General features: G+C 40.3%; 15 protein-coding genes. 6 read left to right on the top strand and 9 right to left on the bottom strand.

What is annotated here, in order from left to right:
- Positions 1-10: 10 nt before the first annotated feature.
- Complete coding sequence (locus tag H6G18_RS08290) at positions 11-391, top strand: DUF423 domain-containing protein (RefSeq protein ID WP_190406616.1); 381 nt, start codon at positions 11-13, stop codon at positions 389-391.
- Positions 392-465: 74 nt separating this feature from the next.
- Here H6G18_RS08290 and H6G18_RS08285 read toward each other — a convergent pair whose 3' ends face one another.
- The gene (locus H6G18_RS08285) at positions 466-2,622 is read right to left on the bottom strand and encodes a polyribonucleotide nucleotidyltransferase (protein ID WP_190406615.1); all 2,157 of its coding nucleotides are present in this window, start codon (positions 2,620-2,622) and stop codon (positions 466-468) included.
- A 172-nt stretch (positions 2,623-2,794) separates the two neighbouring features.
- The gene (locus H6G18_RS08280; protein WP_190406614.1) at positions 2,795-3,343 is read right to left on the bottom strand and encodes a GNAT family N-acetyltransferase; all 549 of its coding nucleotides are present in this window, start codon (positions 3,341-3,343) and stop codon (positions 2,795-2,797) included.
- A gap of 203 nt (positions 3,344-3,546) precedes the next feature.
- Here H6G18_RS08280 and H6G18_RS08275 point away from each other — a divergent pair, with 203 nt between their 5' ends.
- A complete protein-coding gene (locus H6G18_RS08275) occupies positions 3,547-6,783 on the top strand; it encodes a DEAD/DEAH box helicase (protein ID WP_190406613.1) in 3,237 nt (1,078 codons plus the stop codon).
- 144 nt (positions 6,784-6,927) lie between these two features.
- Here H6G18_RS08275 and H6G18_RS08270 read toward each other — a convergent pair whose 3' ends face one another.
- Together H6G18_RS08270 and H6G18_RS08265 are read right to left on the bottom strand one after the other, a co-directional pair.
- The gene (locus H6G18_RS08270) at positions 6,928-7,623 is read right to left on the bottom strand and encodes a rhomboid family intramembrane serine protease (RefSeq protein ID WP_190406612.1); all 696 of its coding nucleotides are present in this window, start codon (positions 7,621-7,623) and stop codon (positions 6,928-6,930) included.
- Between the two features lie 446 nt (positions 7,624-8,069).
- Entirely contained in the window at positions 8,070-9,332 is a 1,263-nt protein-coding gene (locus tag H6G18_RS08265; protein WP_190406611.1) for a sensor histidine kinase, read from the bottom strand.
- 215 nt (positions 9,333-9,547) lie between these two features.
- On the opposite strand from H6G18_RS08265, the gene H6G18_RS08260 reads away from it, so the two are divergent.
- Positions 9,548-9,847, top strand: a complete 300-nt coding sequence (locus H6G18_RS08260) for a 30S ribosomal protein PSRP-3 (RefSeq protein ID WP_011320561.1) — start codon at positions 9,548-9,550, stop codon at positions 9,845-9,847.
- 181 nt (positions 9,848-10,028) lie between these two features.
- On the opposite strand, the gene H6G18_RS25185 is transcribed toward H6G18_RS08260, so the two are convergent.
- Positions 10,029-10,127, bottom strand: a complete 99-nt coding sequence (locus H6G18_RS25185; RefSeq protein WP_313954425.1) for a WD40 repeat domain-containing protein — start codon at positions 10,125-10,127, stop codon at positions 10,029-10,031.
- Between the two features lie 932 nt (positions 10,128-11,059).
- Here H6G18_RS25185 and H6G18_RS08255 point away from each other — a divergent pair.
- Entirely contained in the window at positions 11,060-14,068 is a 3,009-nt protein-coding gene (locus H6G18_RS08255) for an EAL domain-containing protein (RefSeq protein ID WP_190406610.1), read from the top strand.
- A 37-nt stretch (positions 14,069-14,105) separates the two neighbouring features.
- Here H6G18_RS08255 and H6G18_RS08250 read toward each other — a convergent pair whose 3' ends face one another.
- From H6G18_RS08250 to H6G18_RS08235, 4 genes are all read right to left on the bottom strand, one after another.
- Positions 14,106-15,125, bottom strand: a complete 1,020-nt coding sequence (locus H6G18_RS08250) for a helix-turn-helix domain-containing protein (RefSeq protein WP_190406609.1) — start codon at positions 15,123-15,125, stop codon at positions 14,106-14,108.
- Between the two features lie 627 nt (positions 15,126-15,752).
- The gene (locus H6G18_RS08245; protein ID WP_190406608.1) at positions 15,753-16,487 is read right to left on the bottom strand and encodes an amino acid ABC transporter ATP-binding protein; all 735 of its coding nucleotides are present in this window, start codon (positions 16,485-16,487) and stop codon (positions 15,753-15,755) included.
- The gene (locus H6G18_RS08240) at positions 16,480-17,970 is read right to left on the bottom strand and encodes an ABC transporter permease subunit (protein ID WP_190406607.1); all 1,491 of its coding nucleotides are present in this window, start codon (positions 17,968-17,970) and stop codon (positions 16,480-16,482) included. The genes H6G18_RS08245 and H6G18_RS08240 overlap by 8 nt, the downstream gene beginning before the upstream one ends.
- Before the next feature lie 248 nt (positions 17,971-18,218).
- A complete protein-coding gene (locus H6G18_RS08235) occupies positions 18,219-18,608 on the bottom strand; it encodes a DUF2795 domain-containing protein (protein ID WP_190406606.1) in 390 nt (129 codons plus the stop codon).
- A gap of 75 nt (positions 18,609-18,683) precedes the next feature.
- On the opposite strand from H6G18_RS08235, the gene H6G18_RS08230 reads away from it, so the two are divergent.
- Entirely contained in the window at positions 18,684-19,142 is a 459-nt protein-coding gene (locus H6G18_RS08230; protein ID WP_190406605.1) for a rhodanese-like domain-containing protein, read from the top strand.
- Positions 19,143-19,174: 32 nt separating this feature from the next.
- Positions 19,175-19,930 (top strand): TIGR04283 family arsenosugar biosynthesis glycosyltransferase, encoded by a 756-nt coding sequence (locus tag H6G18_RS08225; protein WP_190406604.1) that lies wholly within the window; start codon positions 19,175-19,177, stop codon positions 19,928-19,930.
- Positions 19,931-20,122 lie beyond the last annotated feature (192 nt).

The following is a 20,122-nucleotide window of genomic DNA, read 5'->3' as shown; positions in this document are numbered from 1 at the left end:
ATTAAGTCTAATGACGCAGATTTTTTTGAGCGTAGCTGCCATTTTAGGCGGTTTGTCAGTTGCCGCCGGGGCTTTCGCTTCCCATGCCCTGCGGGAAAGAATAAGTGAGCGATCGCTGGAAATTTTTGATACTGGCGCTCGTTACCAAATGTATCATGCTTTGGCGCTCTTGCTCGTGGCTATCCTCATTAGTCGCACTCCAGCGCCACCAACTACCTTATTAGCTAGTGGGTGGTTGTTTATCATCGGAATTGCGATTTTTTCCGGCAGTTTGTATGCCCTCAGCCTAACCGGAATTAAAATCTTAGGCGCAATCACTCCCCTCGGTGGAGTCGCCTTTTTACTTGGCTGGGGTGCGTTAGCCCTTGCCGCTTTTACTATGAAGTTTTAAGAAAGATTTTACGGCGATGCCTACGTAAAGAGGCATCGCGGATTTTAGATATTATCTAAAATCCCAAATCGATGTTAACGATTCACCGCCGCCGCTTCTCGCGCCGCAGTTGCTTGATCTGGGTGTATCCCCAAGCGTGTGAGATTAATTCGTCCCTTATTGTCAATTTCGCGCACTTTGACAATAACTTCATCTCCAACAGCTACTTCATCCTCAACTTTGCCAACACGGTAATCGGCTAATTGGGAGATGTGGATCATTCCTTCCTTTCCAGGTAAAAATTCCACAAAAGCACCAATGGGAATAATCCGAGTTACACGTCCCGCATAGACATCGCCTTCATTAAGTTTACGAGTCATGCCTTGGACAATGTTACGTGCTTTTTTCGCCTTGTTTTCATCAACCGCAGAAATTGTGACTGTGCCATCATCTTCAATATCGATTTTGGCACCGGTTTCTTCGGTGATGCCCTTAATTGTTTTACCACCAGGCCCAATCACCAAACCAATCATGTCTGGATCAATCTTGATAGTCAACAGGCGAGGAGCATAGGGTGAAGTTTCCGTGCGTGGTTGGTCAATAGTTTGGAGCATTTTATCCAAAATATGCAACCTAGCATCTTTTGCTTGGTGGATGGCTTGGGCAATAACTTCTAAAGACAAACCAGATATTTTCATATCCATTTGCAAGGCGGTAATCCCTGCATCCGTCCCTGCAACCTTAAAGTCCATATCTCCTAAAAAGTCTTCGATACCCTGAATATCTGTCAGGACTCGGACTTCATCACCTTCCTTAATCAAACCCATTGCAGCACCGCTAACAGGTTTGAGAATGGGTACACCAGCATCCATTAATGCCAAGGTGGAACCGCACACCGAACCCATAGAAGTGGAACCGTTAGAGGAAAGCACTTCTGATACTACGCGAATTACGTAGGGAAATTGCTCTTTTGGTGGTAGTACAGGTAGAATGGCTCTCTCGGCTAATGCACCGTGACCAATTTCCCGTCTACCAGGGGAGCGTAAAGGCTTCGTTTCGCCGACGGAGAAAGGCGGGAAGTTGTAATGATGTAAGTAGCGTTTGGACTGGTCTGTTTGCAGGTCATCATTGAGGTTTTGAGCATCGCCAGGAGTACCCAAAGTACAAGCAGATAAAACCTGAGTCAGTCCTCGGTTAAATAATCCGCTACCGTGGACACGCTTTGGTAAAACACCAACTTGAGAAGAAACCGGACGCACTTGATCGAGTTTACGACCATCAACACGCACGTTATCTTCGACGATTTGCCGGCGCATGAAGTATTTAGTCGTATCTTTAAAAGTGTTACCCAGGGCTTTGCTGTTTGCAGTTGCAGCTACCCGAATCGGGTCGTCTTCTGGGAGTTCCGCGATCGCTGTGGCAATATTATCTTTAACAACATCCAACGCGGCATCACGTTCGGGTTTAGTTAATTCAAATTGAGCCAGAATTTTCTTAATTTCGTCGCTGGCGCGATCGCGGATATAATTTTCCAGAGTTTGATCTACTTCTGGTGGTGCTTCTTTGACAATTTCCAGACCGAGTTCGGCTACTAGGTCTAGCTGGGCTTTAATTAAATCGCGCACAGCCTCATAACCAAAGTCAATCGCCTCAATAATATCTCGTTCTGGTAGTTGATTAGCGCCTGCCTCCACCATAATCACGCCATCAGGTGAACCTGCTACAACCAGATCCAAATCTCCGGCTTCGATTTCTGCATAGGTGGGGTTAATAATGAAATCATCACCTACCAAGCCCACCCGCACGGCTGCCATTGGCCCGTTAAAGGGAATCTGAGCAATCAGAGTAGCAATGGACGCGCCTGTTACCGCTAGTACGTCGGGTGGTACTTGCTCATCCATCGACAGTGTTAAGGCGATAACTTGCAAGTCATCCCGCAACCATGAAGGGAACAAAGGACGCAGGGGACGGTCTATCAGACGGCTAGTGAGAATTGTTTTTTCTGGCGGACGACCTTCACGGCGCATAATCCCACCAGGGATTCTCCCTGCCGCATATAATCTTTCTTCATAATCTACTGTCAGGGGAAGGAAATCAATGCCTTCTCTGCCTTGCGATCGCGTCGCTGTCACTAAAACAGCTGTATCCCCCGATTCTATCAATACCGACCCACCAGCTTGGGGTGCTAGTAGGCCTACCTTCAGTCGAATATCCCTTCCATCGAAGGATATTGACTTATCAAATTCTGCCATTCAGCTTTTTTTCCTTCTATGCACGCTATTCTCTCTTTGTGGCAATCCTAACATTTATGCCTTATGGCTGGCTTCTGTTACATACAAACAGCAACATCGGGACTTACACAATGAGACTATCACTTTGGGAGGGGTTGAGGGTGTAAGGGAAAAAATCCATACCCCCATACTCTTATAACCCTAAAGCGCGATACATGATCAGCGCTTTTACCACCTTTTTGTCAGCTAGTTTTACTGCATCAGGAATGTTGCCGATGATATCAAAACCTAAGGACTGCCATAGAGTAATTGACGGTATATTAGTTTCAAAGACTAAATTAAACATCACTGCCTTGTAGCCTAACTGGGCTGCTACCAAGAGCATGGATTCTCCCATAAACCTACCTATACCCTGACCCCGCCATCCTGGTTGTACAATAAAACCAGCGTTGCAGATATGACTACATCGCCCTGGAAAGTTTGGCTTGATATAAAATGACCCTAATATTGTTGGTGGCTTTTGTGTGCCATTCTCACCAGATAACCTAATAACAAAGGCATCTTGACATAACCAGTAAGCTGCAAATTCCGGTTGAGATAATGGTTGATTTTGTGGATAGGTTTTACCCTCATCAATTACAAAATTGAGTATTGTTCTTACATCTTCATATTCTTGAGGTTTTATATAATCTAGTTCTATATTTTTCCCATTTTTTAGCACTTTATATATAGGTAAATTCATGTTTTATTTTGTTTGATATGTAGTAATCGAATTTGATTTTTGAAAAACCTTAATTATTTGTAGGCATTTGCCTAAATTTGGATAAATTTTAGTAATCACTTATGAACCTTAATATTTATTATAGAGAATATTTGACTCACTATATTTAGTGGAAAGATAAAAATAAACATTTATTAATTTGAGAAAAGTCTGAGTAGTTAAAAATGGCAATTTTACACGGCAGTTGGATATTAAAAGAGCAAGATAGTTGTTTATTTATCTGGGGAGAAACTTGGCGATCGCCACAGGTGAATTTTGATTTTGAGGCGATCGCCTTCAATCCCTTGGCACTTTCGGCATCTGAATTAAACGAATGGCTGTATTCTCAACATCAGGCTATTGCTAGTTTATTACCACAACACGTAGAGAAGCGAACGGCTAAATCAGCGAGTTCTCCAAAAATCCATTTACCAATTCATTCCCCAATAATTGCTCTCCCAACTGAGATTTTCTCACCTAGTAAGAAAGAAACAGTTTTAATTTCTCCTGTACATTCCGCCGCATTAGAATCTGAGACAGACTCTCAACCATATCTACAACCTTGGCGTGTGGAAGGTTTTTGTCTTCATCCCAGTGCAGCTATCAAATTTCTGACTTCTTTACCTTTAAATATTACTAGTGGAGAAAATGCTTTTTTAGGTGGAGATTTACGTTTTTGGTCACAAATTGCCCGTTGGAGTTTAGATTTAATTTCCAGGTCTAAGTTTTTACCAATTATTCAGCGACAAGCTAATAATTCTGTTAGTGCTAGATGGCAAGTACTTTTAGACAGTGCTGTAGATGGAACTCGCTTAGAAAAGTTTGCAGCCAAAATGCCATTGGTGTGTCGGACTTATCAGGGATTAGGGAGTGGGGAATTTTGCCAATCTCCTCTATATATAGATTTTCCTAGTCAGCCGCAGGAATTAATATTGGGGTTTCTCAACAGTGTGATAGATACTCAGTTGCGGGAGATGGTGGGAACTCAGCCTCTGATGGAGACTAGGTTGATGGCATCTTTACCATCGGCGGTGCGACAGTGGTTGCAAGCCTTAACTGGTGCATCTAATGCAGTGAATGCAGATGCGGTTGGTTTGGAACGACTAGAAGCGGCACTCAAGGCTTGGACGATGCCGCTACAATATCAATTGGCTAGCAAAAATCAATTTCGTACTTGTTTTCAGTTGCGCTCTCCAGAACAGGGGGAAACCGCATGGAAATTGGCATATTTCTTGCAAGCAGCAGATAATCCAGAATTTTTAGTAGATGCAGCGACTATTTGGCAAAATCCTGTCGAACAATTAGTTTACCGCGATCGCTCCATTCAACAACCCCAGGAAACATTTTTGCGGGGTTTGGGGTTAGCCTCCCGATTATATCCCCTGATTGCCCCTACCTTAGACACAGAATCACCTGAATTTTGTCATCTCAACCCCATCCAAGCTTATGAATTTATCAAGTCTGTGGCTTGGCGATTTGAAGATAGCGGTTTAGGGGTGATTTTACCTCCCAGTTTGGCTAACCGCGAAGGTTGGGCAAATCGCCTGGGTTTGAAAATTTCCGCCGAGACACCAACGAAAAAGCAAGGACGCTTGGGATTACAGAGTTTGTTAAACTTCCAATGGCAGTTAGCAATTGGCGGACAGACTATTTCTAAAGCTGAATTTGACAAATTGGTAGCTTTAAAAAGCCCACTGGTAGAAATTAACGGCGAGTGGGTAGAGTTGCGTCCCCAAGATATCAAGACAGCCGAAGCCTTTTTCGCTTCTCGTAAAGAGCAGATGGCTTTATCTTTAGAAGATGCCTTACGCCTCAGCACTGGAGATACTCAAGTAATTGAGAAATTACCAGTAGTCAGTTTTGAAGCCTCTGGCGCGTTACAAGAATTAATTGGGGCGCTGACAAATAATCAAGCTGTTGCACCATTACCTACACCGAAAGACTTTCAAGGACAGTTACGACCATATCAAGAAAGGGGTGCTGCTTGGTTAGCATTCCTCGAACGTTGGGGTTTAGGCGCTTGTCTCGCCGACGATATGGGACTGGGGAAAACGGTTCAGTTCATAGCTTTCCTTTTACACCTCAAAGAACAGGGTGTACTAGAAAATCCAACGCTTTTAGTTTGTCCCACTTCTGTTTTAGGTAATTGGGAACGAGAAGTGAAAAGATTTGCACCTACACTTAAAATTTTACAATATCATGGTGATAAACGTCCCAAAGGTAAGGCATTTCAAGAAGCAATAAAAAATCATGATTTAGTAATTACCAGTTACTCCCTCATTCACAGAGATATCAAATCATTACATACTATTTCTTGGCAGATAATTGTTTTAGATGAAGCCCAGAATGTAAAAAATTCTGAAGCCAAGCAATCACAAGCAGTCAGACAATTAGAAACAACATTTCGCATTGCTTTGACAGGTACACCAGTAGAAAATAGACTACAGGAACTTTGGTCAATTTTGGACTTCCTCAATCCTGGTTACTTAGGTAATAAGCAATTCTTCCAGAGACGCTTTGCTATGCCAATTGAAAAGTATGGTGATGCAGCATCTTTGAATCAATTGCGTGCCTTAGTTCAACCATTTATTCTGCGTCGTCTCAAAACAGACCGTGATATTATTCAAGACTTGCCAGATAAGCAAGAAATGACGGTATTTTGTGGTTTAACCGCAGAACAAGCCGCACTTTATCAGCAAGTTGTGGAAACATCCCTAGCAGAAATTGAATCAGCCGAAGGATTGCAACGGCGGGGGATGATTTTAGGGTTATTAATTAAACTCAAACAAATCTGCAATCACCCAGCGCAATATTTGAAAGTATCTACCTTAGAACAATACAGTTCAGGAAAACTGCAACGGTTAGAAGAAATGTTAGAAGAGATAATTGCAGAAGGGGATACCTACGGTGCTGCTGGTGCGGGACGTGCTTTAATCTTCACCCAATTTGCTGAATGGGGCAAATTACTTAAACCCCATTTAGAAAAACAACTAGGACGAGAAATATTCTTTTTGTATGGCAGCACCAGTAAAAAGCAACGTGAGGAAATGATTGACCGTTTCCAACACGACCCCCAAGGCCCACCAATTATGATTCTTTCTCTTAAAGCTGGTGGTGTGGGACTGAATTTAACAAGGGCAAATCATGTGTTTCACTTTGATAGATGGTGGAATCCAGCCGTAGAAAATCAAGCCACAGACCGAGTATTCCGTATTGGTCAAACCCGAAATGTGCAGGTGCATAAATTTGTTTGCAATGGCACTTTAGAAGAAAAAATTCACGACATGATTGAAAGTAAAAAACAACTAGCTGAACAAGTTGTTGGCGCGGGTGAAGAGTGGTTAACTGAATTAGATACAGACCAACTTCGTAACTTACTCATACTTGACCGCAGTACAGTAATTGATGAAGAAGCAGATTAAATAGGGCATAAAATCCAATTTCTAGACATAAAATTTTGCTTTTCTCTCTGTATCTTCGTGACTCTGTGGTTGGATAAAATTATTTGTTTACCACAGAGTCACAGAATTAAGAGATTAAAAAGGAATTTTTGAACTAGAATGTTGCTAACGGCGCTTATATAAGCCAAATAAGGGAGCAAGAACTACTCCAAAGACGAAACCGCCCGCGTGGGCCCAATAGGCAACTCCGCCACTTTCCATACCGATATTACTGCGAGCTTGTAAACTGGCAATACCATAAAAAGCTTGCTGGAAAAACCAAAATCCTAGAAAGAATAATGCCGGAAGTCTGATTGTAGTCCAGAAAAATCCCAAGGGGATTAAGGTGAGAATTTGCGATTTTGGGAAACGAAAAATATATGCACCTAAAACTCCTGCTATCGCGCCACTAGCACCCAAAGCTGGAATTGTGGAATTTTGTGAAAAAAACCACTGAGAAAGTGCTGCTAGGACACCACAAAGCAAATAAAAAATTAAGTATTTGATATGACCTAATTTGTCTTCTATATTATTTCCAAATACCCAAAGAAAGAGCATATTCCCGGCTAAATGCAGAAAACCACCGTGCAGAAATTGAGATGTAACTAAGGTCAACCATTCTGGTATGAGTGGATTGGATAACCCAGAAGGACAGGTGTCAGAAATTTGACATGGTACTAAGGCGGCAATTTGAAATAATCCTTGCAATTCTTGTGGTGAGAGACTAAGTTGATACAGAAAAACTAAAATATTTGCAGCAATGAGTCCATAAGTCACATAGGGAGTAATGGTAGTTGGGTTATTATCTCGTAATGGAACCACAGTTATTTTTCCTATAAAAGAATGACAATAAATTTTATAGGATTCATACTTGATTTTTGAAATCTATGTGTGGTGTGCATTACCCACCGTACCGTTACTTAAATTTTTTCAATAATCAAATTGGATGCCTATATTGATATTCAGTATTGCCAATAAATGTGACCAGAAAGTGACAATTATGTATAAGAGACTATTTATAAAGTAAATCTTAAGTAGGGTGTGTTAAGGCGTTAGCCTAACGCACCCCTAAATAATGGGGTGCGTTAGGCGCTTAATTTATTCTTGGAGTGAGACATCATCTCCGAATGTGCGCCTAACACACCCTACAGTAATTTTATTTTTACTTTATAAATAACCTCTAAAAGCTTGGTTTTATACAATAAAGTTTATAAAAGGAAAGAAGATAAAGACTAGAGTAATGTACTTTATTCAGCAGTGCTGTAACTTTATTTCAGAGGTAGAAAGACTTGAAACGTTGTCCCTTTCTTGACTATACTATGAACGTAAATCTTACCGCCGTGAGATTGGATGATTTGTTGAGCAATAGCTAAGCCTAAACCAAATCCACCTGTTTTACGAGAACGCTTTTTATCTACCCGATAAAATCGCTCAAAAATATATGGTAAATCCTCTTGAGGAATGCCAATACCATTGTCCATAACTTGAATTACAGCCCAATGTAATTGGGTAAATAACTGTAACTGAACTTGACCACCATCAAGAGTATATTTACAAGCATTACTAAGTAGATTGATGACTGCTTGACGGAGCAAGTTACTATCACCGAAAATTGTGACATTGTGATTTTGTAGCGTAAAAATTAAAGTTAGATGTTGTGCTTCTGAATGGGTGAGATAATCATCTTTTATTTGCAAAAGCAAAATTTTTAGGTCAACGGCTTGCAATGATTCGATGGGTATGCGACCTTGATAACGTGCTAAAAACAGCAGATCATTTACCAGGGTACTCATTGACTGGGCAATATCAAAAATCTTTTGTAAACGCTGACGCTTCGCCTCTGGGTCGGTAGATTTAGATATTAAGCCATACTGAGCATTACTGACAATAGCAGACAGAGGCGATCGCAACTCATGGGAAGCATCAGCAGTAAATCTTTGTAGGTAATCGTAACTCTGAAGAATTGGTTGCATAGCTACTCCCCCTAACCACCAACCAGTCAAAGCTATGACTCCTAAGGTAATGGGGACTGATATAGCCAAAACTAGCCTAAACTCAGCTAAAGCAGCTTCGGTATAGGTCATTGGCGTTGCTGCTTGCATATAACCAATTAATAAACCATCCTGGTAAACAGGCAAAGTCACCTGACGTAACCATAACTTGCTATCAATTTTGATAGTATTAAATCCACCTGCAACCAAAAGGCGATCGCTCGGATTGTCACCAAAAAATTGTATCAGTTGCTTTTGCTCATCATACCAACGTGCATAGACTAATTGACTATCCGGCATCGGTTGTACCATAGTCCCTAGCAGAGGGACATTTTCCAAGTCCAACTTTCGCTGACCATTGTTGAGTTCTGACCTCACACTCGCCGCCATCACGCTGGTTTTTTGATAAAGTAATCGATCTAATTTTTCCAACTCATCTAAGACTTTTACATAATAGACCACCGCCGCAAACACAATTAAAATACCCCCCATTGCTAGGGTGAACCAACTGGCTAGATTGCGGCGACTGCGATTAAACATAGGTAGTCAATAGTCATTAGTCATTGCTTTTCTCCCCATTCACTATTAGTCTACGGGATACATATCAAACCTTCATGAGGAGTTTCTTTGCTTAAGTCTTAACCTATTTGGTCAACTGGGGAGGTATTGCGTTAAAATAAGCGATGGCGTTCCGCCCGCCATAGGCGATCGCAAACTTAATTAATTTAGTACACACATATTGGCCGGAGGTGTGATTGTCCAAGTTTATTTTGAAAATTCTTTGGCTAGACGAGAACGTTGCGCTGGCTGTTGATCAAGTGGTAGGCAAAGGTACTAGTCCTCTAACTAAGTACTTCTTCTGGCCCCGCAATGATGCTTGGGAAGAGTTGAAGAAAGAACTCGAATCCAAACACTGGATCAGTGATTTAGATCGCGTCGAGTTGCTCAATAAGGCAACAGAGGTGATTAACTACTGGCAAGAGGAAGGTAGAAACCGCCCGATGGCAGAAGCTCAATTAAAATTTCCTGAAGTTACCTTTACAGGTAGTGCTTGATTTAATCAAACTAGTGCAGGAAGGCAGTAAGGTCAACTTCATACACTAACAAGCATGAAAAAATTAGAGGTTAGAGGCTAGAGGCTAGTACTTTTTACTCAGTGTTCAGTACTCAACACTCCTTACTCTTTCAATTTTGCTGTTTTATACCAATTTTTCCCAATTCAGCAATCTATCCAACTCAGAAAACCTTGTCATCGCTGCTTATTGCCAGAATTTTGCTATCTGGACTAAAAGCGATCGCCAAAACTGCCCTTGTATGTCCTGAAAGCGTTCTTATTTAGGTACATCTAGGGTAGTTTTGCGTTTTTGCCATCTACTATCGGCGAATTGTATTGTTGCACTACAACAGGAACTGGGGGCAATACGGTTCGGTTAACAGAGTTATCTGTTGAGGCGAGCAGGGGGTGCAGGGGGAGAATAGACGCAGGGGAAGAGAAATTGCTTAATAATAAATCTCTTCCCTCCCCTGCCTCCCCTGCCTCCCCTGCCTCCCCTGCCTCCCCTGCCTCCCCTGCCTCCCCTGCTTATCCGAACCGTATTGGAACTAGGGGAGATTCATCTTCGTTTACAGCGAGATAGGTTTGGCAAAATCCCCCCTGAGTAATCAAATTGAATCAACGATAACGATTTTGTCAGAGATTTAAAATAGTCAATTTCCATTCCTGAGTACTTTGTCATTTAGTGCTTAAAAGAATCAGGACTATTCGCGCAGCGTTCCCTTAGAATATTCCTTACTACTAACTGGCTTACCCCGCAGCGTCATATTTAGATTGCTGTGTGCTGTAATAATAAAATACTTAGAAAATATTGCATTCCGCCTATCACATCATTTTGTTAAAGAAATGTTACGTCCATATATAAATTTTCAGTAAAAAATGTGACTGCATCTATCAAAAGGAGTAAAGTTAAGAATAGTTTAATAATTCTCTTTGACAATTAACAATTAGTGTTCAGTAATTACTGTATAGTCAACCCTAAACAACTAAACAATTTTTAGTTTGCCATAGATGCTCAAAATTATTTATCAGTGAAAACATTTAAGTGTCTACCAAAAGCAGGTTGTATTATATACAGTTCTAGGCTAGCATTTACCGCTATAATAGATTGCTGGTGTACAAGTGTACAAACACTATCAGTTCAAGTGTCAGAGCTTTTTAAAAAAGTGGGATTTTTGATTAAACTTACTCAGTAATTTAAGAAAGTCTGGCAATGGTTTTTACGCGTGGTAAAGTGTACAAAAATCATCTGAACCTTCAGAAAAAAAATAAAGGCTTTTCCCAGCCAACAGAAGATTGTACCTGTGGGTGTGAGGCTAGAAATCTCAATTTAATACAAGAATTTCAGCCTTATGAAAAGTCAATATTAGATTTACAAGAAATAATTAATTTATTAGCTGAAATTAACCCATTTCCGGTAGTAATCATCTGTTTAGAAAGTACTCAAATTTTATTTAAGAATAAGCTTGTTGAAAACCCAGTATTTGATCAAATAATACCCGATTTTTTGGCTAATTCTGATTTATGGCATCAGTTAACTAGCAACCTACAAAACGGTGATTTAATTAGTAACTGGGCGATAGAAATCAAAAAGAGCAACAAAGAAAGCTTTACAGCTAAAATTTCCGGCAAACTGGTTAATTATGAAAATAAGCTAGCAGCATTGCTCGTATTTACTGATGTAAATACTGTCATGGGAACTACCGAGGAAAAACCAGAATCTGGGAATTTAACTTTTGAGACAGGTGATATCTGGCTATCATCATCGCCAGCTCCTTTACATTTGATGGAACGAGCTTTAGCTGCTACTAGTAATGGGATTGTGTTGACAGATGCCAATCAACCACATAATCCCATTATTTACGTCAATCAAGGCTTTGAAACTATGACTGGCTACTCGGCTCATGAAGTCATAGGACAAAACTGCCGCTTTCTACAAGGCAATGAAACCGATCAGCCAGGTCTTGAGGTGTTGCGTTCTGCGCTACAAAAACAAAAAGAATGCCATGTCATCGTCAAAAATTTTCGTAAAGACGGTACACCATTTTGGAATGAACTATACATTGCACCTGTGTTTGATGCCTATGGGCAGTTAACTAATTTTATTGGCGTTCAGAATGATATTACCCAACACCTACAGGCGCTAGAGACATTACGAGAGCAAGAAGAACAATATCGCCGGATTGTAGAAACGGCAAGAGAGGGAATTTGGCTACTCAATGGAGATAACGAAACTACCTTCGTCAACCAACAGATGGCCGCTATGTTGGGTTATACCGTTGAAGAAATGATAGGCGCAACGTTATTCTCCTTTATGGATGCAGAAGAATTAGAAACTGCTCAAGAGCAACTTTCACGCCGTCGGCAAGGCATTCATGAGAAACATGATTTTAAATTCCGTTGTAAAGATGGCTCAGACTTATGGGCAATTATTTCCTGTGCGCCGTTGCTGGATGATGAAGGAAACTATGTCGGCGCGTTGGGAATGGTGACTAACATTAACGGACGCAAACAAGCAGAAGCCGCATTACAAGAAAGCAAAGCACGTTTAGACGGAATTTTAAATTCTCTGGAAGTTGTGATTTGGTCAATTGCGGCGGATACCTTTGACACTCTTTATCTCAATCCCGCCGTTGTGCAAGTTTATGGTCGTGCTGTTTGTGAATTTCACGATAACCCAAACCTGTGGTGTGAGGTGATTCACCCAGAAGACCAACAATGGGTTAGTCAAACTATTCAACCCTTGTTGTTGACTGGTAGCCAAGAAATAGAATACCGAATTTTACGTCCCGATGGAGAGGTACGCTGGCTTTCTAACCGTAGTCATGTGATTTATGACAATGTTGGTAAACCTATTCGCATTGAAGGTATTGCCACGGATATTACTGAACGAAAAAACATGGAAGAACGGTTAGTCCACCATGCTTTCTACGATGATCTGACTGGGCTGCCTAACCGAGTTTTATTTATGGATAAGCTAACGCAAGCCATAACCCAAATTAAAGAATATCCAGATGAGTTGTTTGCTGTATTAATTTTGGATCTTGACCGTTTTAAAGTTGTGAATGATAGCTTGAGTCACTTAGTAGGTGATCAATTACTGGTCAGTTTTGCCCAACGCCTACAAAGTTGTTTACGGCCAGAAGATACCTTTGCTCGTTTGGGTGGAGATGAGTTCACGATTTTACTTTCTCACATTAAATCTATTGACGACGCAACCCGCATAGCCGAAAAAATTCATCAGGTACTCAAGTCACCGTTTAATTTGAGTGGATATGAAGTATTTACAACTGCCAGCATTGGCATTGCTCTAGGTACAAATGAGTACGTTCAAGCGGCAGATTTGCTCCGAGATGCTGATACTGCTCTTTACAGTGCTAAAGAGCAAGGTAAAGCTTGGCACATAGTATTTGATCAGACTATGTACGACCGAGCTGTAGCCCTTTTGCAATTGGAAACTGACTTGCGCTGGGCGATCGCACGGCAGGAGTTGCGAGTTGTTTACCAACCCATTGTTTCAGTAGCAACAGGTAAAATTACTGGATTTGAAGCACTGGTTCGTTGGCAACACCCAGAACGAGGGCTAATTTCACCAGCCGAGTTTATCCCCGTGGCGGAAGAGACAGGACTGATTATCCAGATCGGTCAATTTGTCTTGCGCGAATCTTGCCAACAATTAAAACGATGGCACTCAGACTTTCCTCAGTTCCAGTATTTGAGTATAAATGTCAATCTTTCCGGTAAGCAGTTTTCTCAACCATGTTTAGTTGAAGAGATTGAGCAATTATTGCAAGAATTTGAGCTTGACGCTAGCAGCATCAAGCTAGAAATTACAGAAAGCGCCATTATGGCTAGTCCTGAACAAGCTGCTACTATTCTTCAACAATTAAAAACTTTAGGAATAAAGTTGTGTATCGATGACTTTGGTACAGGTTATTCATCTTTAGCTTATTTACACTGTTTTCCGATTGATGTTTTAAAAATTGACCGTTCTTTTACTAAACGAATTGATAGGGACGGTGAGCAATTGGCAATTGTCCGCGCCATTGTCACGCTAGCCCGGAACTTGGGAATGAGTGTGGTAGCTGAAGGAGTAGAAACAGTAAACCAGTTGGTACAACTCAGGTTACTAGAATGTGACCAAGCCCAGGGATACTTGTTTTCAACAGCCTTGAGTGATGACAAAATTAGCTTATTACTGGCTTCAAAGCTAGGCTCTTGATGATGTCCTTAGAGAATGTTTACAAGTTCGTGACGAATTAATAAAAGGCTTCTGGTGGTGCAATGTCATTACCGATACTTATACCAATACCAGTAGATTTAATTCCTGGTTTGATTATTGCTTCAGACTTTTGTGGTATTCGCAAAGAAGATGAAGTGGGAGAAACTACTATATCTGAATCGACTAGCCTATCAGGATTTGCTTGCTGAGAAATATAGGATAATCCGCCCACGGCTCCAACCACAAGGGCCGTATAACCCACATATAAGTGCATCGGACGTATTTCTAGATTCAATGGTTTACTGTTATTTTTTGTCTGACACCAAGAGGGTATAACTGATTTCATCGCTCCCGGTTTAGGTAAAGAAGCCGCTAAAATTGTGCCATTTATCCCTAAAGCATTGCCCATAACTCGAATAAATCCGCGTAGATAGACATCCTCTGGTAATAAGTCAAAATCAGCATTTTCCACGGCTACCATTTGCTCAATGGATATATGTGTATAAATACTGAGTTGTCTCCAACTCAAATTTTGCGTCTCACGGGCTTGTTTTAGTTGTTGACCTATTTGACGCATGGTTTCTAAGCGTTGCTTGTCTGCCATTTCTTGGGCTAGCTGATTTTTAGAGGTTTTTTTGTGTGATTTGAGCCATTGTATTAGTGTTGTTGCTGGAGGTTGATGAGGTATTGGTGTTTGTGTAAGGTTTGTTGAAGACTGACTAGAAGGCGAATTGTGCAGGGAAAGTTCAGATGGTGGTTGTGTGGGGGTAACTATACTTGCAATGTCGCTGTTATCAGTAGGTTGATCAATCTGTGCAACAATTTCATGTTGTTGAGCAAACTGCTGAAATGCTAAACCAATTGCTTCTCTACCTAATGCTTTACACAAAATCTGGGCTTGTTCACCAGCAGAACCTAACAATGTTTGGAACTTACCTACAACACGGCGATAAACTGTGCTGCGATGAAGTTCAACTTCGATTTGAGCTAGGAGCGATCGCAATTCTTCTTGAGAAATAGCAAGAGTTGGATTTCCGGGTATGTTTAATAAATACATAAGTGGAATAGCATAATCAAAGTATACTCATGTATCATTTCTCGATTCCTTCACAAATTAATCCGGAAGTTTTAGTATTTTTTTTACATAGATTTTTGATGATACGTGAAAATTGGTGTTTAGCAAATAACTGCTTAAAACGGAAAAACCTTGTTAAATTGGCTAATTTTCTATTTTTTTAGACTTAATTAAAAATATTAAATAATAAATCTTTAAAAGTCATTTATTGCCATTAAGCTAATACTACTTAAGTATACGTAGAGTGTTTTCTTACAAAGGATTTATGATCTTTAGTAGCAAAAAGTATATATAACTATGTATTATTGCTGTGTAATCAATGATCTGCGATCGCTCATAGCTCAGGCATTGCTGAATAAAGGGATGAATCTTGTAGGGTGGACATCTTGCCCATCCCCCAAAAATATTGGGCGTTGCAGAACAGGGGGATGAATTTAGGCAGGCAGGGGAAGCAGGGGAAGCAGGGGGAGAAATTTTATAACTTGCTAAATCATCCCTCGATTCATCAACACCAAATATTGAAATCATCCCGCATTTATGCAACGCCAAAAGGCTATATTCTCTCTGCATCTCTGCATGAGAAAAACCATACCCAAATATGCGACACAACTAAAGCATCTTGTCCAAAAATTGTTGGGCGCGATCGCACTGAGGATTGTGGAAAAACTCCCCAGGGGTGGTATCCTCAGCTAAAGTACCCTGATCAAGAAACATAATTCGGCTAGCAACTTCTCTGGCAAATCCCATCTCATGGGTGACAATGGCCATTGTGATTCCTGTTTGAGCTAAAGCCTGCATCACTAGTAATACATCTTTCACCATTTCTGGATCTAAAGCAGAGGTAGGTTCATCAAAAAGAATCATCTCTGGTTCCATAGCCAAAGCGCGGGCGATCGCTACCCTTTGTTTCTGTCCGCCTGATAATTTGGATGGGTAGACATCTGCTTTTTCTGCCAAACCCACCTTTGTTAATAACTCCAACCCCTTATTTTCGGCTAACTGCTGATTCAATCCTTTCACCTTCATCGGTGCATAAGTAACATTTTGCATTACCGTTAGATGGGGAAAAAGATTGAAGTGTTGAAACACCATCACCAACTGTTGACGAACCTTACCAATATTTACTTTGGGATTAGTGATTTCTACGTCGTGAAAATAGACTTTACCTTTGGTGGGGCGTTCTAGCAAATTCATACACCGGAGAAATGTAGACTTACCCGAACCAGAAGGCCCCAGAATAGCTACGACTTCCCCTTGGTGAATCTCTGTAGATATATTTTTGAGTACATCTAGTTTGCCAAAAGATTTACACAAAGATTCTGTACGAATGACGACTTTATTCACTTTGTCTCAATCTCCTTTCTAACACTGATGCACTAAAGGTCAGACCCATAACTAAAACATAGTAAATTACCCCAGCAAACAACAGAGGTTCAAAGTAAATATACTTGTTTGCTCCGACGATTTGGGCGCTACGTAATATTTCTACGACACCAATTGTTGATACCAAAGCTGAGTCTTTCAATAATCCAATAGTCTCATTTACCAATGCAGGTAGAATATTTTTCAATGCTTGGGGCAGAATTATATCCCACATCATCAACCTGTAGGGAACACCCATCGACATCGCCGCCTCTGCTTGTCCTTTATCTACGGCTTGGATTCCCCCCCGGATAGTTTCCGACATATAAGCGCCAGAATTGAGGGTAAAAGTTAATACACCTGCCTCTAAAGCCGAGATATCGTAGCCTGTAAGTTGGGGTGTGGCGTAGTAAACCAAAGCCAATTGTAATAGTAAAGGTGTACCGCGAAATACGGAAGTATAAGCGTTAGCAATCCAGATGAGGGGTTTGAACCCGGTTATTTTACACAAAGAAAGAACCGTACCCCAAATTAACCCCAAAAATACTGACAATAGGGTAAACAGCAACGTCAGGGGGATACCTCTAAGAATAAAGGGAATGTCTGGGAAAATTCGCCTAAAGTCGAGATTTAGTCCGCCTTTAGCTGGTGGTAAAGATGCAGCATCAGTGGTGGTAGTCTGAGAAAACCATTTATTTACTAATTTTTCTAGTTCGCCGTTGTCCTGCATTTGTTGTAGGACTTTGTTAAACGGTGCTACCAAATTGGAACCTTTGGGAAAGGCGATCGCTGAACCACTAGCCTCGTCTGAGGGAATCACGTTAAACTCTAACTCTGGGTTAGCTTGAGCAAATCCCCTCGCAACGGTATCTTCAACAATCGCTGCATCTATCCGCCCCGATTTAATTTCTTGAATTACTTCTGGTACTCTATTAAGCTGCTTGATCTGAATACCTGTGACTTTTGCAGCAATTTTTTTAGCATTTTGCTCTTGAATCGTCCCCAATTGTACCCCGACAGTCTTACCTACCAAATCTTGTGGTTGTCTGAGGTTACTAGCTTTGGGTGCAACAATGGTATCTTTGGCTTCGTAATAAATAATAGAAAAATCAACATTTTTCTGACGTTCTGGCGTGGGTGTCATCCCAGCCATGACAAAATCAGCCCGGTTTGCTTGGAGTGCGGGAATTAAGCCGTTAAAGTCTGACTCCATAATCCGCAGTTTAAACCCCAATCTTTGAGCAAGGGTATTGGCAATATCTATATCAAAGCCAACGATTTTCCGCTCTCCTCCCTTGGTATCATAAAACTCATAAGGCGGGTAATCTGGTGAAGTAATCATCGTCAGTGTGTCTTTGCCTACAGATGAAGCCGCTTGCAAAGAATGACTATGACCTGTGATGATGCTGATTATTAACATTGCTACAAACAGCATTGTCAACAGCCAGGCTTTTCTAGTTTGCATGAAATTGATAAATAGACAAATCCATCCCCATATTGCCAGGATTTTCTATATTAAATATGTCAAGAAAGATTAATCCCATTTCATGTACATATCAATTCAAAAATTTCTGCCTATAAATAACCGTAAAATCAGACGGGGGTTGAAATTTGAGGGATTACCATAGTCATTAGTCATTAATTTTCTCCCCCCTCTCCCTGCTCCCTGCCCCCTGCTCCCCACTTACAACTCAGCAAATAATTATTTGGTTATCAACTGGCTCTTTTGTTGATGCCTTGGTTTACCTCATCTAATGTTTGATACTGTTTTGATGGTAAAGTTTTTAAGGCTCTTAAGACTTGCTCATCAACTCCAGTTTCTTCAGCATATTTCACCAACTCTTTTTTAGTGATTGGATAGTTAATTTTAAGCAAATTCTTTCTTAATTTATCTGAACTAATTTTATCCATTGTGAGTTCACCAATATGTTTGCTCACATCAAGTAAAGATTTATATTGTTTTGCTGGTAACAACGTCAATACTCTTAAAACTTGTTCATCAACTCCGGTTTCTTCAGCGTATTTCACTAACTCTTTTTTAGTAATTGGGTAGTTAATGTTGAGCAAATTCTTTTTAAGTTTCTCAAAATTTAATGTCAACATAATTGCCTCTTCAATTCTATGAAATTTTAAAATCAAAAATGATACTAATAAAAAGCACAAAGGATAATTATAAAAATGCCAAAACTATTGCTAAACTTACTGAAATACTTGATAAAAGTCAACTTTCCCAACATTAGCCAAATTACAACAGCAGAATTTGCTGAATGGCTATTGGATTCGACAAAGCCTCAACCGTTAATATTAGATGCACGCACTCAAGCCGAGTATGGTGTTAGTCATATTAAAACAGCAGTACGTATTGACCCAATTGCACCAAATTTTACAGCATTATTACCAGATTCCCACAACATACCTATAGTTGTGTATTGTTCTGTTGGTTATCGTAGTGCCAAAATAGCCCAGCAACTACACAGTCAAGGATTTACCCAGGTTTTTAACTTGAGTGGTGGTATTTTCCAGTGGGTGAATGAAGGACGAGCTATTTTTAAAGACGGTGAACATCCAACAAAGTTTGTTCATCCTTATGATGCCATCTGGGGAAAGCTGCTGAAAGCTGAACACCGCAACAAGTGAAATAATAACAATGGCAGAACTGATAGAAATCTATGTCTCAAGTTTCGATTGTTATTCCTACTTTAAATGAAGCAGCCAGTTTAGAACGCACCTTACGTCAACTAACTTTACTTAACCCACCCGCAAAAGAAGTAATAGTAGTAGATGGTGGCAGTGAAGATGAGACAATAGCGATCGCTAAACAAAATTTCGAGTTATTTCTTCCACAAACACATACACAAGTTATCTTTTGTCAGCGTCGTGGACGTTCTATTCAAATGAACTACGGAGCATCCTATACAACTGGAGAGATGGTTTGTTTCCTCCATGCAGATACTTTGGTTCCCGATGATTTAGTTACCATTATTAATACAACTTTAGCAGAAAGAAAAGTTGCCTGTGGAGGATTTATTTCTCTCATGAGTGGCGCTCAAACAACTCGCTGGGGTATTTCTTTACATAATTACCTCAAAACCTACTATGCACCTTTATTATTTAAGCCACACCTATTTTTTCGTGGATTGCGTCTTTTATTTGGTGATCAGGTAATTTTTTGTAGGCGGATTGATTTTTGGGATTGTGGTGGATTTGATGAAGAATTGCCAATTATGGAAGATGGTGATTTATGCCTGAAAATCATCAAAAAAGGACGAATTTCTTTAGTGAATCGCATTGTCCAAAGTTCTGATCGCCGGGTGGCACGTTGGGGTAGTTGGAAAGCAACGGTAGTTTACCTCTATATTGGCATTTTATGGGGAATTGGTGTTGATGCAAATTATCTTAAAAAGTTTTATCAAGATATTCGTTAACTGGGAAATAAATAGTAATTATTTTAATTAAAAAAGTCATAACCTAATCATAAATTAAAATTCATGAGATTTTAAATTTAATTTACACCAATTTTTACTAAAAGATTAACTAAATAGCTTAGTTTATCTATGGCAAAACAATTTTTTCATTGCTGAATTGAAAAACATATTTTAGTGGAAATATAGGACTCA

Origin of the sequence: Anabaena subtropica FACHB-260 (assembly GCF_014697105.1) — a bacterium.
GTDB lineage: Bacteria > Cyanobacteriota > Cyanobacteriia > Cyanobacteriales > Nostocaceae > Trichormus > Trichormus subtropicus.
Note: the sequence above shows the minus strand (reverse complement) of the source record. Positions and strands in the feature narration are given on the sequence as shown.

Coding starts and splice junctions, on each gene's coding strand:
- H6G18_RS08235 (WP_190406606.1), bottom strand. CDS start 18,608: ATGTTGACATTAAATTTTGAGAAACTTAAAAAGAATTTGCTCAACATT.
- H6G18_RS08250 (WP_190406609.1), bottom strand. CDS start 15,125: ATGTATTTATTAAACATACCCGGAAATCCAACTCTTGCTATTTCTCAA.
- H6G18_RS08225 (WP_190406604.1), top strand. CDS start 19,175: ATGTCTCAAGTTTCGATTGTTATTCCTACTTTAAATGAAGCAGCCAGT.
- H6G18_RS08285 (WP_190406615.1), bottom strand. CDS start 2,622: ATGGCAGAATTTGATAAGTCAATATCCTTCGATGGAAGGGATATTCGA.
- H6G18_RS08265 (WP_190406611.1), bottom strand. CDS start 9,332: ATGTTTAATCGCAGTCGCCGCAATCTAGCCAGTTGGTTCACCCTAGCA.
- H6G18_RS08275 (WP_190406613.1), top strand. CDS start 3,547: ATGGCAATTTTACACGGCAGTTGGATATTAAAAGAGCAAGATAGTTGT.
- H6G18_RS08255 (WP_190406610.1), top strand. CDS start 11,060: ATGGTTTTTACGCGTGGTAAAGTGTACAAAAATCATCTGAACCTTCAG.
- H6G18_RS08240 (WP_190406607.1), bottom strand. CDS start 17,970: ATGCAAACTAGAAAAGCCTGGCTGTTGACAATGCTGTTTGTAGCAATG.
- H6G18_RS08290 (WP_190406616.1), top strand. CDS start 11: ATGACGCAGATTTTTTTGAGCGTAGCTGCCATTTTAGGCGGTTTGTCA.
- H6G18_RS08230 (WP_190406605.1), top strand. CDS start 18,684: ATGCCAAAACTATTGCTAAACTTACTGAAATACTTGATAAAAGTCAAC.
- H6G18_RS08280 (WP_190406614.1), bottom strand. CDS start 3,343: ATGAATTTACCTATATATAAAGTGCTAAAAAATGGGAAAAATATAGAA.